This window comes from Carboxylicivirga sp., assembly GCF_982718395.1.
In genome coordinates this window covers 23,175-38,452 of record NZ_CEXQWX010000048.1, presented here as the reverse complement: position 1 = coordinate 38,452, position 15,278 = coordinate 23,175, and the positions used below count along the sequence as shown (strand labels likewise).

The 15,278-nt window shown below is 36.0% G+C and carries 18 protein-coding genes; 4 read left to right on the top strand and 14 right to left on the bottom strand.

The features are described 5' to 3' along the window. Positions 1-87 precede the first annotated feature (87 nt). The 8 genes from AC4MRQ_RS11010 to nusB form a co-directional block, all read right to left on the bottom strand. Positions 88-813 carry a hypothetical protein gene (locus AC4MRQ_RS11010; protein WP_491197729.1) on the bottom strand — a complete coding sequence of 242 codons (726 nt, stop codon included), beginning with the start codon at positions 811-813 and terminating at the stop codon, positions 88-90. Between the two features lie 112 nt (positions 814-925). After that, positions 926-1,348 (bottom strand): DUF5606 family protein, encoded by a 423-nt coding sequence (locus AC4MRQ_RS11005; RefSeq protein WP_491197728.1) that lies wholly within the window; start codon positions 1,346-1,348, stop codon positions 926-928. A 182-nt stretch (positions 1,349-1,530) separates the two neighbouring features. Further along, positions 1,531-2,256 carry a DnaJ domain-containing protein gene (locus tag AC4MRQ_RS11000; RefSeq protein WP_491197727.1) on the bottom strand — a complete coding sequence of 242 codons (726 nt, stop codon included), beginning with the start codon at positions 2,254-2,256 and terminating at the stop codon, positions 1,531-1,533. Next, on the bottom strand, positions 2,244-2,831 hold the full coding sequence (gene coaE / locus AC4MRQ_RS10995; RefSeq protein ID WP_491197726.1) for a dephospho-CoA kinase: 588 nt from the start codon (positions 2,829-2,831) through the stop codon (positions 2,244-2,246). The genes AC4MRQ_RS11000 and coaE overlap by 13 nt, the downstream gene beginning before the upstream one ends. A 76-nt stretch (positions 2,832-2,907) precedes the next feature. After that, positions 2,908-3,924, bottom strand: a complete 1,017-nt coding sequence (locus AC4MRQ_RS10990) for a YbbR-like domain-containing protein (RefSeq protein ID WP_491197725.1) — start codon at positions 3,922-3,924, stop codon at positions 2,908-2,910. Between the two features lie 74 nt (positions 3,925-3,998). Beyond that, on the bottom strand, positions 3,999-4,325 hold the full coding sequence (yajC, locus tag AC4MRQ_RS10985; RefSeq protein WP_491197724.1) for a preprotein translocase subunit YajC: 327 nt from the start codon (positions 4,323-4,325) through the stop codon (positions 3,999-4,001). A 19-nt stretch (positions 4,326-4,344) separates the two neighbouring features. Then, positions 4,345-4,743 carry a DUF1573 domain-containing protein gene (locus tag AC4MRQ_RS10980; protein WP_491197723.1) on the bottom strand — a complete coding sequence of 133 codons (399 nt, stop codon included), beginning with the start codon at positions 4,741-4,743 and terminating at the stop codon, positions 4,345-4,347. Positions 4,744-4,754: 11 nt separating this feature from the next. Continuing rightward, positions 4,755-5,654: a transcription antitermination factor NusB gene (gene nusB / locus AC4MRQ_RS10975; protein ID WP_491197722.1), complete on the bottom strand. Its 900-nt coding sequence runs from the start codon at positions 5,652-5,654 to the stop codon at positions 4,755-4,757. 446 nt (positions 5,655-6,100) lie between these two features. Here nusB and AC4MRQ_RS10970 point away from each other — a divergent pair, with 446 nt between their 5' ends. Continuing rightward, complete coding sequence (locus AC4MRQ_RS10970) at positions 6,101-6,460, top strand: DUF3276 family protein (RefSeq protein WP_491197721.1); 360 nt, start codon at positions 6,101-6,103, stop codon at positions 6,458-6,460. Between the two features lie 50 nt (positions 6,461-6,510). On the opposite strand, the gene AC4MRQ_RS10965 is transcribed toward AC4MRQ_RS10970, so the two are convergent. Both AC4MRQ_RS10965 and AC4MRQ_RS10960 read right to left on the bottom strand, forming a co-directional pair. Beyond that, the gene (locus tag AC4MRQ_RS10965; protein ID WP_491197720.1) at positions 6,511-6,813 is read right to left on the bottom strand and encodes a thiamine-binding protein; all 303 of its coding nucleotides are present in this window, start codon (positions 6,811-6,813) and stop codon (positions 6,511-6,513) included. 4 nt (positions 6,814-6,817) lie between these two features. Continuing rightward, complete coding sequence (locus AC4MRQ_RS10960) at positions 6,818-7,561, bottom strand: hypothetical protein (protein ID WP_491197719.1); 744 nt, start codon at positions 7,559-7,561, stop codon at positions 6,818-6,820. A gap of 161 nt (positions 7,562-7,722) precedes the next feature. Between AC4MRQ_RS10960 and feoB the strand changes: the two genes are divergently transcribed. Both feoB and AC4MRQ_RS10950 read left to right on the top strand, forming a co-directional pair. Further along, entirely contained in the window at positions 7,723-10,218 is a 2,496-nt protein-coding gene (feoB, locus tag AC4MRQ_RS10955; protein ID WP_491197718.1) for a ferrous iron transport protein B, read from the top strand. 8 nt (positions 10,219-10,226) lie between these two features. Beyond that, a complete protein-coding gene (locus AC4MRQ_RS10950) occupies positions 10,227-10,415 on the top strand; it encodes a hypothetical protein (RefSeq protein WP_491197717.1) in 189 nt (62 codons plus the stop codon). Positions 10,416-10,451: 36 nt separating this feature from the next. Here AC4MRQ_RS10950 and AC4MRQ_RS10945 read toward each other — a convergent pair whose 3' ends face one another. Genes AC4MRQ_RS10945 through AC4MRQ_RS10935 form a run of 3 tightly spaced genes read right to left on the bottom strand, consistent with a single transcriptional unit; the run spans position 10,452 to position 13,709 of the window. Next, positions 10,452-11,909, bottom strand: coding sequence for an aminoacyl-histidine dipeptidase (locus tag AC4MRQ_RS10945; RefSeq protein WP_491197716.1), 1,458 nt, complete (start codon positions 11,907-11,909; stop codon positions 10,452-10,454). Positions 11,910-11,936: 27 nt separating this feature from the next. Beyond that, positions 11,937-12,827 carry a transglutaminase-like domain-containing protein gene (locus tag AC4MRQ_RS10940; protein ID WP_491197715.1) on the bottom strand — a complete coding sequence of 297 codons (891 nt, stop codon included), beginning with the start codon at positions 12,825-12,827 and terminating at the stop codon, positions 11,937-11,939. A gap of 6 nt (positions 12,828-12,833) precedes the next feature. Next, the gene (locus tag AC4MRQ_RS10935) at positions 12,834-13,709 is read right to left on the bottom strand and encodes a nucleoside phosphorylase (protein ID WP_491197714.1); all 876 of its coding nucleotides are present in this window, start codon (positions 13,707-13,709) and stop codon (positions 12,834-12,836) included. A gap of 200 nt (positions 13,710-13,909) precedes the next feature. Here AC4MRQ_RS10935 and AC4MRQ_RS10930 point away from each other — a divergent pair, with 200 nt between their 5' ends. Next, positions 13,910-14,365: a DUF4293 domain-containing protein gene (locus tag AC4MRQ_RS10930; protein WP_491197713.1), complete on the top strand. Its 456-nt coding sequence runs from the start codon at positions 13,910-13,912 to the stop codon at positions 14,363-14,365. A gap of 34 nt (positions 14,366-14,399) precedes the next feature. Here AC4MRQ_RS10930 and AC4MRQ_RS10925 read toward each other — a convergent pair whose 3' ends face one another. After that, positions 14,400-15,278, bottom strand: coding sequence for a DUF4249 domain-containing protein (locus AC4MRQ_RS10925; RefSeq protein WP_491197712.1), 879 nt, complete (start codon positions 15,276-15,278; stop codon positions 14,400-14,402).

The following is a 15,278-nucleotide window of genomic DNA, read 5'->3' as shown; positions in this document are numbered from 1 at the left end:
GAAATCGGCATTATTTTTCCATATAAACGGAGGGGTAGAAAAAAGGCTCCGAAAAGGAGCCTTCAATAATAAAATGGTTAAGTATTTTTATATTTGTGCATCATATCTTCTTTCAGCACCATCACCACCCCATAGTTTTTCAATATCTCTTGTATCAAACTGCCAGCTAACAGAAATATGAAACATTTGGGTGTTACCATAGCGGGAATAATCATTTAATGGGTTATCACCTTTTTTAAAGTCACTATTTAAGAAATCATCCAAATAGTATTTAAATTTAACATTTAAACCCCGTGGAAACTGGATACCTGCAAAAACAGAAGGAACAAAACGGTTGGTACGGTCACTAAACCATTCAGAAGTTTTGTGCTTATCGCCATCAATCCAATACTTATATTTGTAATGAAATAGCAATTCATATTCGGCACCTCCATATAGATAAAAATGATCACGGAACGAACCAAGTTTTAATGCCAATGGCAATCCCAACGTATAGGAACGATGCTTTTCTTTTTCAACATTAAGATCCAACGCATCATCTTCTGTAATAAATCCAATATTCCGAATAGCTAATCCAGAATATAGACCAACCGTATTACTCAAATCAAGGTGTACATATTGACCAACATGAAAAAAAACACTGAATCGTAAATTATTTGAAATACTCTCCATTGTTTCACTATTATTAGGTATTTGTTCAACATCAGCCCATCCAAAAATCATCTCTCCACTCGATATTGTATAAACATCTGTTTGCGCCTTTAAAACACCAAAACCTGAACACAATAAAGCAATTAATAAAAACTTTCTCATAATCGTAAAAATTAGGTTTAACTATATAGTCATAGCAAATATAAACAAATGGCATTCACAAAAAAAGAGGTGATCATCACTGAACACCTCTTCATTATATCTTATAGCTTTCTTATGCCTTACTCTCTTGAGCTTCTTCCTCTTCTTCCACTGCATTAGGATCAAAAAGCTCATTCTCAATCAAAATGTTATACCAATTAAGCACCTTTTTGATATCAGAAACATATACCCTGTCTTTATCGTAAAGTGGCAAAACTTCTTCGAAATACGATTTTAACTCATTCCCTGAACTCTTTGATGAGATAGCCATACCACCATCTTCCTTCTCGTAAATTGCTTTGAATACATCAAACAATTTCACATCTTCATCTTCGGTATATATTGATATATCTTCAAGGGCACTAATTCTGGACGTTGCATAAGCCGGCATCCTCTTTCCATCAATCAATGACTCAACAATAATGGAATTTTTTGCCTGAGACACTAACTTAAACAATCCTCTTTGGCCTGATATTGCTAATATTCCTTTTAACATTTTATTCAATTTGATTTTAATATTCCATGCAAAAATATAACTCTCCAACCTTTACCCAAAAGTTTTTAATCGCTAATGCATTTTTATTATTCTAAATGAACGCTCTTTATCGTTACATTTCTGGTTAAAATACGATAAAACCAATGCATTAACTTGAGCTTTTTCAACGTTGTTCATCAACTTTATTTGATTCCTCTCTCTTTTTTAATTTGCTCATAGGCCTCGTTGACCTTCTTAAATTTTTCCTCCGCGTCTTTTCGAATATCATCTCCCAAATGGGCAACTTTATCCGGATGGTAACGGATAGCCATTTTTTTGTAAGCTTTTTTAATCTCACTATCAACAGCTTTCTCATCTACCTCCAATATCTTATATGCAGATGAATTAGTTTTGACAAACATTGATAAAATGGAATCAAAATCTTTATTTGAAACACCCAAGCCCAAAGCTATCTGTTTAAGACAAAGTTGTTCATTTTTCGATAAATGGTCATCTGCGTGAGCAATACCAAACAATAAATGTAGCAACTCAACTTTGGATGAATAGTTTATATTAACACGTGCCTGATGCACAACTTCATTTACAGGAATATCTTGTTTAAGTATATCGCGCAACATTAAAAGAGCCTTAGCCGACTCTTCTGCTCCAAAGGTTGTTACCAAACTTCGCTTAACGAAATCCAGCTCTGACTTTAACACTTTCCCGTCAGCCTTCATAACGGCTGCAACCAAAACTAACAAAGTTGCCAAAAATCCACTCCGGCTTTTGTCCCTTCCATTTTGCTGTCCGCTAACGAACGATACCTGCTCTTCTGATAAGTGGCCGAACACCAACCCCATTATGGCGCCGATTGGTCCTAATGTCCACCATCCTATACTTGCTCCCAAAAATGATCCTAATAATCCCATTCTATTTCTTTGATAATTTTCAATACTTGATGAATAACTAGATTCTCACCATCGCACATAACAACATAATCTGCCAATTTGCTTTTCTTCTGATCAGTCCATTGCTTGTCCATCCGTCTCATGACTTCCTCTTTTGACAGTGCATCACGCTTCATTACACGACGAAGCCGAACATCAGTTGGTGCTTTTACCAAAATCGTTTTATCAAATTTTTTATAACTCCCATTTTCAAATAAGATAGCAGCTTCCTGAAATAGCAGAGCATCATCTTTAAACTGCAAACACCATTCTTTAAAATGTCTACTAACTGCAGGATGTACAATCTGATTCAATTGCTGTAACAAGCTTCTATCAGTAAATACACGATCAGCCACATACCGACGATTATAGCCAAATGCATCATAAGCTTCATCTCCCAACAATTCAATAATCTGTTGACGTATTTTCTCATCGGCATTAATGAGCCGTTTGGCCTCATCATCCGCAATATAAACCGGATATCCCAATGCCATAATTAACTTTGCCACTGTTGATTTTCCGCTACCAATCCCTCCGGTTATCCCAATCTTTTTCATACAACTTTATTTAGTATGTATTTGCCAGCGTGAGATTCACTCATTAAAAGAATATAATTTTCATTTCAGAATGAACTCAATGTGCCCTTCGTTCCAGTAAGTATTCAATAAATACAGGTTGGTAGGCCATATTATTGATCCCTTTTGGTGATTTATCTACTCTAACTTTCAATCGTCGAGGCAATTGCTGCATATCAATACCTGAGAAATCAATAGTAGCCATAAAATTCTCAACATTATACAATGGCTTACTTAATCCAATATTATACGATACACTTACTTGTGGCGGAAAAGCCTTTAGTTCCAAGCTATCAGGTAGATTAATTGCCGTTATAGGCACATTTATATTTGCTTCAGTAAACGGCTCAATAGGAAATGTAATATTGACCCTTTTGTTTTCCAGCGTCACCCCATTCATCTCGTTCAAAACAACATTTCGAACAATTGTATCACCTAATTCCTCATAAACCAATGGTTTAGTAGAAATATATTGCAAGGTATCGATTGTTTCTTCAGCACCTGAAATCAGAACCGAATCTGGTTTAACCACAATTGGTCCGGATAATTGACACTGCTGCGCAAAACTTAGCTTAGCATCAACCTTAACTGGAACTCTCTTTGTTTTCTTTTCAATCAGAGGAATGAATAATGTATCGGGAGTTATGCTAACAAGCTCCAACCCTACTGCCAGTTTTCCTTCAATTAACTTATAATACTCGTTCGTATTTAGGTTTGCACCTTCAACACCATTCACAGTAGTTCTATCCAATTGCGACAAATCAACAGGTTTAACTGAGAATTGCTGACGTAAATGATATCTGAATATTTTGAATCCTCCACCGCGTATCTTTAAGTTTAACTCCCTTTTGGTACTTCCTTTAACAATCTCATTGTCACTTACGTTAACAAACTTAACCGGAAAGCTAACTTCGGTAGTATAGTCATCTTTTTGCAAGGCATTAAGAACCCAAAAACACGCTGATAAAAATAAAAAAACCAAGAAGATCAGCGCGTTTCCATCTTCGCGTGCCTCCTTAGTTTTTCCTAAAATAAGATTGATATATTTTTTTAACTGTGCTTTAATATTGTTCATAGTACAAAGATCAGAATAACACAAAAGTAATTAATCTTTGTAAGAAAACTAAGCAAAGTACAGTACCTGTCTGCTTACTTATTAGCAGCAACGTCTGTCATATCCATAACGATGGCCGACTTATCCATCTTTACTTTAACTCCATCAGCAATCTCAACAGTTACAAATTGATCCTTTACTTCGGCAACCTTTCCGTAAATTCCGCCAGTTGTGATGACTTTATCACCTTTTTTTAATGCTTCACGATACTTGCGTAATTCTTTCTGACGCTTCATTTGAGGACGAATCATAAAGAAGTAAAACACAATTATTATCAGCACAAATGGCGCAAATGACATTAAAGGATTTCCACCTTCTGCCGCCTGAGGAGGCATGCTTAAAATTACATTGAAAAAATTCATACCAAAATATTATTTAATTCTATTTAATACTTGCCCAAACAAGCAGTTCATGCTTTTTAATTGAATCGTTCGCAACAACGACAACCTGTTTAACCTGCCTTCCCTTCCATCCTTTAGTATCAAAAATGATTTCCACAAAAGCGGTATCCTCTGGGTTAATCGGCTCTTTTGTAAAGATTGCATCAGTACAACCACATCCATGTTTGATTTTTTGGATAGTGGCCGGATATTGTCCTTTATTAATCACTTTAAACCGATGGCCAACAACATCGCCTTGCTTAAGTTCTCCAAAGTTGTGCGATAATTCAGTAAACTCCAACTTGCCTTTCCCTTTTAAAGCTTCACCTTTTTTATGACCAACACCACAGCCAATAAACGTCAGAGAAATCAAAAAATATGCAAGGGTACTTCTCACCATAACCACTATGACTAGTTGGCTTTACCTGGTTTATTAATGATCTTTTCACTAATTAAATGCTCCGTGATTTTATCTAATACACCATTAATAAAAACACCGCTTTTGTTGGTCGAGTAATATTTGGCAATTTCGATGTACTCGTTTAACGATACATTAATTGGTATATTCTTAAATTCTGTAATCTCCGCAATAGCAACCTGCATAATTACTACATCAAGGTATGCTACACGATCAAAATCCCAGTTTTTAGTAAACTTTTTGATCAACTCCATGTAATCTTTTTGGTTTACCAATGCTTTACGACATAATCTTTGTACGAAATCACGATCTTCATCATCCTTAAATTCAGGAAGCAAAGATTCTTTAGCCCCATTCTCTTCTGCAAATCCCTTAATCGTCTTAACAACCATTGAAATTACAAACTCAATTTCATCGTTCCAGTAAACGCTTTGCTCTTCAAATATGGTATATAAACTTCCAAATGGTGCAATTACTTTTTCCAGAAGCTTGGCTATAAAACGCTTATCAGCTTCATAATCGCCTGCCTCTGTAGTCATATACTCTTTAAACTGATCTGATTCTGTAACAATATTAAACAAAGCCTTAACTGCTTCCGGCTGTTGAGCCCAGGGAGTTCCATTCTTGCTATTATAAGCCATAAGCGATTCGTTTTCTGCCAATTGCATCATAAATGCATTTTCAACAAAGCGCATATTGGGATTTAAATCTTCTTCGGAAGGACGTTTTTTTTGCTTGCGTAATTCAATTCTGTTTTCTGCAAAATTCTTCAGTTCCAGCAATAGGAGCAAGAACGCGTGATACATCTCATGAGATTTAGCTATGCTGTGGAATAACTCATTTTCAGTCTGTTGTATTGACACTTCACCCTTCTGGTAATGTGCGTATGCCATTTGCACAACTTTAACCCTTAACAATCTTCTACTTAACATCCTTAAAGAACTTTTTTACTAATTATAAATGCAAAAGTAGCTTTTTTTTTAATTGCATCAAGTCCTTTTTTTAAGAGTTCGTTAATTGTTTATAAAGCTTTTGGTTCATGGTGATACAGTAACAATCCCAACAACTATATTTCTATTTTGGAACTAATTGATAGTCTGTTTCTACCATCTTTAAATGATTTTAGAGAAATAATTAAAGATATATTTCGCCACTTATGAATTATATTAAATACCTGATTCATCTTATTTTAGCACTAATAGATGGAGGTTATTTTCAACTTCATCCGTGTTTAATTGTATGAAAAACATGAAAAAATTGTAAAAAAAATATTGGTTAATAAGGAAATATTTATCATTTTTGAAGCACACAAGCTGTTTCCAAAACAATAAAGAAAACGATGGAAGGATTTGAAAAAAACGATGGATTTGAAAAGAATGACAGAGATGAAATCTTTTCGAAGGCAATAAGAGCAGGAAAAAGGACTTACTTTTTTGATGTTAAAGCTACACGAAAAAACGATTATTATTTAACCATTACGGAAAGTAAAAAGCGTTATGACCAAGATGGTAAATACCATTTCGAGAAGCATAAAATCTTTCTATACAAAGAAGACTTTGAGAAATTCATTTCCGGTCTTCAGGAAACTGTAGGCTATATTCAACAAAACAAACAGGGTGAAGTTTCAGAGCCAATTATGGAAGAATCTGTTGCCACTTCAGAATACACCAGTGTTGAGTTTGAAGATCTTCAAGAATAAACCAACTTTATAAAATATCAAAAAAGAGGGTGTTTTCACACCCTCTTTTTTTAGCCGTATTTTTCTAGTTTATCCTCAATTAGTACCGTGTCTGTTTTATGGGACTGAATTTTTAGATTACAAATTAACTTATCTGCACCAGCTTTATAACAAGCCTCCTGAACATCTTCAACTATCAGCATCACTTTTTCATAGGAGCCTTCAACCACTGTCTCAAATGGTGTAACTACATGCTTTAATCCAGATTGCTGTATAATTTCAATGGCAGCATCTACCATTTGATACATATCCTTATCCTGTGACAATGGCAGTACCTGAATAGCCACATTAACAACTCTTTGTTTTAATTCCATGATATTAGTCCGATTCTTGACTTCTGTTTTGACTTTTACGTTCTCTGAGCTCTTCAACTTCCTTCAGGGTAAGTTTTTTTACATTTGTCACCAATAGTGAGGGACTTAAAAATTCTTCAATATCGTTACATTGCTTAATAATTTCCGAAAGCATCAATTTTAAACCTACTTCTATCGGAACCAAACCTGTTATTGATACTGATGAATCATTAAATTCAAGTTCTTCAATTTGTCCTTTATGCTTTCTGAAGGAAAAATCAATTTCTCCATTAAGAAGACGCTTTTGAAGATCCGTAAAAACCTGTCCCCTCTTTGTGAACAAGACGATAAAATATCTTAACATGTTATCTTTTCCACCTAATCCAGTTGAAATAAAAAGTGGTTTTTCATTTAAAAAAGAACTCTGCAGTAACATCTTACTCTCCTGATATGCCAAGACAGCCCAATCAGCTAAACCTTGATCAGGATCTGTTTTATAACTTTCAATTGCTCTATATGCTTCAACTGAATCAATTGATGCCAACTGACATAATAACGCTTTTTTTTCATGGTCAGACATTCCCGGACTGAATAAATCTTCCTTTCCGGCTAATACTTTGCTTCTATTAAGTGTCTCCTTCTGCTTCCGACTTTCTTTAAAGTATTGCTTTTGTATTTTTATATCAATTGCCTCCTCCAGTATAGCTATATTTCCAGCATACTTTTCTATCAAATCCTTCATATTCGCAATATCTTTCATCTTCTTCATTATCCTCAACTTAACGATGGCAAAAGTAAAAAGTTGTGTTACAACCATCATATTTTTTGAACAAAAAGCAAATTCCCTACTTTTAGGTATTGTGGCAACGGGAATACCTAGCTACTTTTGTATACTTTTTAACATTGGGATTGATCAATTTAAATCAATTAATGAATCTATCAGAATTAAGCAACGGAAACGAAGGTGTTATCGTTAAAGTGAAAGGCCACGGTGCATTTCGTAAGCGAATTACGGAAATGGGCTTTATAAAAGGTAAAAAAGTTACCGTTGTAAAAAATGCCCCGCTTAAGGATCCTATCGAATACAAGATTTTGGATTACAAAGTTTCTTTACGTCGAAGTGAAGCAAGATTAATTGAAGTTGTTACGGTAGAAGAAGCTCAAAATATTAGCGAAGCAGGATTTCAAGGAACAATATCGGACGACATTCTAAATCAATCTGCCAATAAAAAGCATAAAACAATCAATGTTGCTCTTGTTGGTAATCCCAACTGTGGTAAAACTACTTTGTTTAACTACGCCAGCGGAGCTCAAGAACATGTTGGTAACTATAGTGGTGTAACAGTTGACTCTAAAGCAGCAACATTTAAGCGCAATGGCTACCTGTTTAATATTATTGATCTGCCGGGAACTTATAGTATTTCGGCATACTCGCCCGAGGAAACTTTTGTTCGTGAACACATCACCAATGAAACACCTGACATTGTTGTCAATGTACTTGACAGTTCCAATTTGGAACGCAATCTTTACCTGACAACTCAATTAATTGATCTTGATATTAAAGTGGTTGTTGCACTCAACATGTTTGATGAAATGCAACGACGTGGCGACCGGCTGGATTATGAAATGCTGGGTGGTATGTTGGGTATTCCATTTATTCCGACCGTGAGCTCAAAGGGGAAAGGTCTTGAAGCGCTTTTTGATAAGCTGATTGACGTATATGAAGACCAAGATCCAGTTGTTCGTCATATCCATGTTAATTATGGGGATATGCTCGAAAAAGCAATTGAGAAACTCGATCAGCAATTTACCGAAACCGGTGATATAGCCAACCGAATCTCACCACGATATCTGGCGATTAAAGCTCTTGAAAAAGACAAACAGCTTTTTGAATACATGAGCACAAATAGTCATCTCTTTGACAGCATAATTGAAGAAACCGAAGAGTTGACTAACAAGATAGAAAAACAGTCGCAAGAGGATTCAGAATCGATATTTACAGATGCGCGATACGGATTTGTGGCAGGTGCTTTGAAGGAAACATTTAAAGAAAACCCACGCACCCGCCGTCGACGCACAGACAGTATCGATACCATAATTACACATCGATTATTTGGTTTTCCAATCTTTATCTTCTTTATGTGGTTGATGTTTCAAACCACCTTTAAACTTGGTGAATATCCAATGAATTGGATTGAAGCCGGAGTTGGATATTTATCTGATTTTCTGAGGGCTACTTTACCAGATGGCTCCTTTAAGCATTTATTGATTGATGGCGTGGTTGGTGGCGTTGGAGGTGTTATAGTATTCCTGCCAAATATTCTAATCCTGTTCTTCTTTATTTCCTTTATGGAAGATACTGGTTACATGGCCAGAGCTGCCTTCATTATGGATAAACTCATGCACAAGATGGGATTGCATGGCAAATCCTTTATTCCGCTTGTAATGGGATTTGGTTGCAACGTTCCGGCTGTTATGGCAACACGCACCATTGAAAACCGAAACAACCGCTTCCTGACTATGCTGATCAATCCATTCATGTCGTGTAGTGCCCGGTTACCTGTCTATATTCTGATCATCGGAGCGATTTTTCCGGAAAACGCCGGAACAATGCTCTTCGCGATTTATGGTGTTGGTATTATGCTGGCCGTGATGATAGCACGTATTTTTAAGCGGTTTATTTTTAAGCATGATGAAGTTCCATTTGTAATGGAGCTACCTCCGTACCGTATTCCTACACTAAAAAATACAACTCGCCATATGTGGCATAAAGGTGCAGAGTACCTTAAGAAGATGGGTGGTATTATCCTTGTCGCGTCAATCATTATCTGGTTTTTAAGTTACTATCCGCAAGATGTTGACTACTCGAAGAATTATGACGAGCAGATAGCTAAACTAAGTCAGGAGTATGATTTAAACCAAAGTTCAGACAATACCACTGAGCTTGGTACACATCAGGCACAGTTGCAACATCAAATAGACTCCATTGAGCTGATTAAGAAGGGGGAATACCAAAGTAACACGTATATTGGAAGACTTGGTAAATCAATTGAACCCGTGATTAAACCACTTGGCTTTGACTGGAAAATGGGTGTTAGCTTAATAACCGGTATTGCAGCTAAAGAAATTGTGATCAGCACCATGGCAGTAATCTATCATTCTGATGATGATTCAGAAAATTCAAAACAATTAATTAACCAAATACGCGATGAAAAGTACCAGGATGGTCGACCGGTATTTAATAAGGTGACGGCGTTTGGATTTATGATCTTTATTTTGATCTATTTTCCATGCGTAGCAGTTGTTGCGGCAATCAAAAAAGAATCAGGATCATGGAAGTGGGCTTTATTCACAATAGGCTACACAACAGGATTAGCATGGTCCCTGGCTTTTATAGTGAACCAGATTGGTAATGTGTTGTTCTAATTAATGATATGATACAAGATATACTTACATTCTTAGTTGTTTCCTGGGCTTTTTATCAGGTGATAAAGTTCTTTTATCGTTTACTTAGACCAGTAGCTGGTAAATCAGCTTGTGAAACAGGAAGTTGTGGATGCGATGCCAAGTCAGAACTCTATAGTGCCATAAAAAAAGGAAAATATCCTACACTTGTAAAATAAATAAAGCCGGACTAATCATCCGGCTTTTCTTTATTTTTACACTTCTGGAACATTATTTAATACATCAATCAAATGCTTCCAAAACTTTTGAACTGTATTAATCTCAATTCTCTCATCTGGTGAGTGGGCACCTTTAATGGTTGGCCCGAATGAGATCATATCCATACCCGGATATTTTTCTAAAAATAATCCACACTCCAACCCTGCGTGAATAGCCCTGACAACTGGATCAGTATCAAACAAACGTTTGTATGAATCACGTGTTATTTTCAAAATTTCAGAATCGGTATTAGGCGCCCAACCCGGATAACCATCTGTATGGTATGCCTCTGCTCCTGCCAGGTCAAATACCGATTTAACCATCTGAGCAATATCTTCTCTTGCACTTTCAACAGAACTACGCTGACTGGTTGTTACAAGAATATGGTCATTGTTCATTTTTATTGATGCAAGATTGGTGGACGTTTCAACCAATCCTTCAATATCACGACTCATTTCTATAACACCATGAGGACATGCGTACAAGGCATTGAGAAGGTTTTTCTGACTGTCAGAATCCATTACAAAGTCTGGTAAATCAACTGATTCCAGTTTCATTCGTAATTCCGGCTCGGTTACTTTTAACTCAACCTGCACATCGTGAAACAACATATTAAATGCAACTCTTACCTGTTCTTTATTGGAATTAGGAACTACAGCTATAGCACTTGCCTCACGGGCAATGGCATTGCGTAAGTTACCTCCATCAATCATTGACAGGCTTAAATCGTATTTTTTACTTGCTTCCCATAAAAAACGATTAAGGATTTTGTTGGCATTACCTAATCCCTTGTGGATATCATCGCCTGAATGTCCCCCCTTCAATCCCGAAACTGTTACCTTAAAGGCAAAGCCTTTATCTGGCGCACTTTCTTTCTTAAAAGGGAATTTAGCTATGGTATCTACACCTCCAGCACATCCTATAAATAACTCGCCATCATCTTCTGAATCCAGATTTAATAAAATCTTTGATTCAAAAAAGCCTTCTTTAAGCTCAAAAGCACCTGTTAATCCGGTTTCTTCATCAACTGTAAATAGGCATTCAATTGGTCCATGCTCAATATCGGTTGCTACCAATAATGCCATTTGAGCCGCCATTCCAATGCCATCATCAGCACCCAAGGTTGTCCCATCGGCTTTAACCCAATCACCATCAATTACAGGAGTAATGGGATCGTTATCAAAATCATGTTTTTTATCGCTGTTTTTCTCACATACCATATCAATATGCGATTGCAAAACAACTGGTTTTACGTTTTCCTTACCAGGAGTTGCAGCCTTTTTAATCAACACATTTCCAATATGATCTTTCTGTGCTTCCAAGCCATTGTCGGCTGCAAACTGTAATAGAAAATCTATAATTTTCCCTTCCTTTTTTGAAGGACGAGGTACCTGACAAATTGCTTCAAAATGTGTCCATACCTCTCGAGGTTCTAATGCGGATAATATACTCATTATCGAATTTATAAGTTAGAATTTTTGTTATTTTGGGTTTTGTTTTTCCTCATTGAATAAAGTCAAAATCTTTTGAATCTCATCCTTTTTACCCTCTTCACCTTTACTATCATAACCAAAGCTCAGGTTGTTAAGCATACGTTTAATGATAGTGATATTATCACATGGGAAAAAGTAATCATCTTTTGGCTGTAGTTTCTGTTGTCTAATAAAATATTCAATTTCTTTTCTACCCAGTACCGCTCCTTTATTGATAGGATTGATATAGAATAAAACTGATGACTCGTCCTTAAGCTTTTCACTTTCGTTTAATGCCGACTCATCAATAAATGCCAGAATAAAATTCTTAGGCAAATTTACACCAAATACCGGCATCCCCAATTCACGACACAGTATAGAATAAATAACTGAAACTGATAAGGGATTGCCCTTATGCGTTTTGAGCACTTCACTAATGTAATTATTCTCGGGTGCAAGATATTTACTGGTATTTCTGGAAAACTTATGAATATCAAACAATACATGATTGACAATCCTTATTTTCTCTAAAGATGTCAGATGCTCATTCATCTCCAGCCAAATATCTTTACGTAATTCTGACAATTGTTCCTTTAGTCGAATAAGACTAACGTCTGGATATTGATATTTACACACCAGGTATGAGCCTTCAAGCAAATCATTACTTGGTGATTGTAGCCATCTTTTTAACTCAGCATGAATATCATTGAGCTGTATCGAATGAATTATATTTTCGACTCTCTTCTGAAACAGATCATTTAAAGATAATTCCCAGGCTTTCTCTAATTCAGGAACAATCTCAACCGGTTCCTGCAGCAGAGCATATTCAACAGATGTGAACACCTCATCGCTGGGGTCATCTAACAGAGAAATTAATGCCTTTATCTTTTCCCGATCCATCTTTAGCTACTTTGTTAAACCATTAAGAACATGCTCAATCAACTTTTTCATGACTGGTTTGTAATCCTTACTTGCTGTTCCTGCTAATCTGTTTGCAATAATGACACATACTGTTGCAGCCTGATGTCCTAGCATAGCAGACAATCCGTATATTGCCGAGCACTCCATCTCATAGTTTGTGACCCGATAATTATTATGTCTGAATGCCGAAATTTTATCATTAATTTTAGGATCAGCAATCCCTAACCGTAACACTCTGCCTTGTGGACCATAAAAACCAGGTGCTGATATAGTGACTCCAGGAACGGTTTTACCACCATTAAGTTTTTCTAATAATGATCGTGAGGCATTAACCACATAAGGATCTGTCAGCAAAGGATTCCACTCCAATGACTTAGTAAATTCTTTCTCAAATTCCAGATCTGTAATCGCATTTCTCATCGCATAAAAGTTAATCAAACCATCAAAACCGATGGCTTTTTCGCTTAACAACCAGCTATCAACAGGTAAATCTTTTTGTAGTGATCCGGAAGTTCCAATTCTTACAAAATTAAGTTGTGTATGCTCCTTTTTAACTGTTCTGGTCTCAAAGTCAATATTTACCAAAGCATCCAGTTCATTTACTACAATGTCAATATTGTCTGTTCCAATACCTGTAGCAACCACAGTCACACGCTTACCATTGATGGTTCCTGTGAACGTGACAAACTCCCGGTTGGATTTTTTAAACTCAATGGTTTCAAAAAAAGAACATACTAAATCAACACGTCCCGGGTCTCCAACAAGAATTATATCATTAGCAATATCTTCTGGTTTCAGATGCAGATGGAAGATACTCCCATCTGGATTTATTATTAGCTCTGAAGCTTCAATTTTCTGCATGAATTTCAAATTTTGCAGTCAAATTAATCATTTTTTATGGTAAAAAAATACTCCTCTTCTACTTTTATTAATCTACCCTTGTTGTTTTAAGCTGGGCATGGTGGTAGTATAGATTCTTCAAAAGCAAAATTTCAAAAACATAGGGAAATGAATTCCAATAAATATGTAAATTCGCAACAAATAAAGAAAACAAGAAAACAATGATACAAAGAATTCAAAGCATTTATCTATTGCTGAGTAGCTTACTGATGGTGAGCTTGTTTTTTATTCCATTTGCGCTAATTGAAACTGAAACTAAAGAAATTTACAGTTTCATATACAGAGGATTAGTAAATGGTGGTGGTGAAACCGTTATCCCAACTCTTGCGTTAGCTATTTTATTAAGTAGTGCTACACTTGTTAGCTTTGTGACCATATTTGTCTTTAAAAAACGAATATTACAAATACGTTTATGTGGTTTAAATATAGCTTTGTTACTGGGATCTACAGGAATGATTTATTACCTGGGAACTCAAATTATTGATGAAATTGCTGGCGTAATGGGCTACCAGATCACCACTGCTTTTCCTGTTATAGCTGCTATTTTGACATTTCTGGCTTTAAGGGCTATTGGGAAAGATATTGCCCTTTTAAAATCAATGGACAGAATACGATAAAACAACTCAAAACAATACTTCAAGCCCTGCAATATCAATTGTGGGGCTTTTTACTGGTTACCAAAAAAGTGTGGGAAGCCATTCCAGTCCACCGCCCAATTCCCCCATTAATATTTGTTGGTGTTTTTTGATCAATAAAAGCGAAAGGATTAGTTGTATTCAAATGGTCGATATGAATACCATTTAATACCCGATATGCCTCCTTGTCTATCTGAGAGATTTTAACCAGCACCGTATCATCAATCGCAAACTCATCCCGAACAAGTGGACGATTCCCATCTATATTATGAATATTTAAAGGATCGGGTTGATTGCTTCTTTTGACTTGAAAAGTGTGTTCTTTCCCATTAAAAAGACGGTCGTTTTGCAATGGATTACCTGAAGGATGAAAACGAGTGTCTATATGCTTCACGAATATTTGGGAATAGTAGTAGTTCTCACTTAAGGAATTATCTTCTATATGCGCCATTATATACATTGATGTATCAGAAACATTATCAGAAAACACATCTTTAACATCAGGTAACAAGGGAATTGTTGTAACAGAACTCACAATCTTATTTTGGTATATCACCTCTAATTCATAAGTTTCACCGATTTCACCTTTTATATCAGTTGATTTGTATATAAAAGGCGGGAAAAAGTCCTTTTGACGACTAAGGGTAAGTACCTCAGACTGCCCTTTCCCATTACTTAATGTTACCTTAGCATAATTCAGAAAGGTATTACGAATAGATGCCGAATCATACTCGGTAAGAAATGGTGAACTTCTGGTTAAAATCACATGAGCATATCCATTATTTTCGATCCAACCATCAACAACAATCTTTGTCTGATAATCGACCTGGTCAATTTTAATTTCCTTTGTGCAGGAAAACAGCAAGAGGCATATAAATACAACTATTATTCGCAT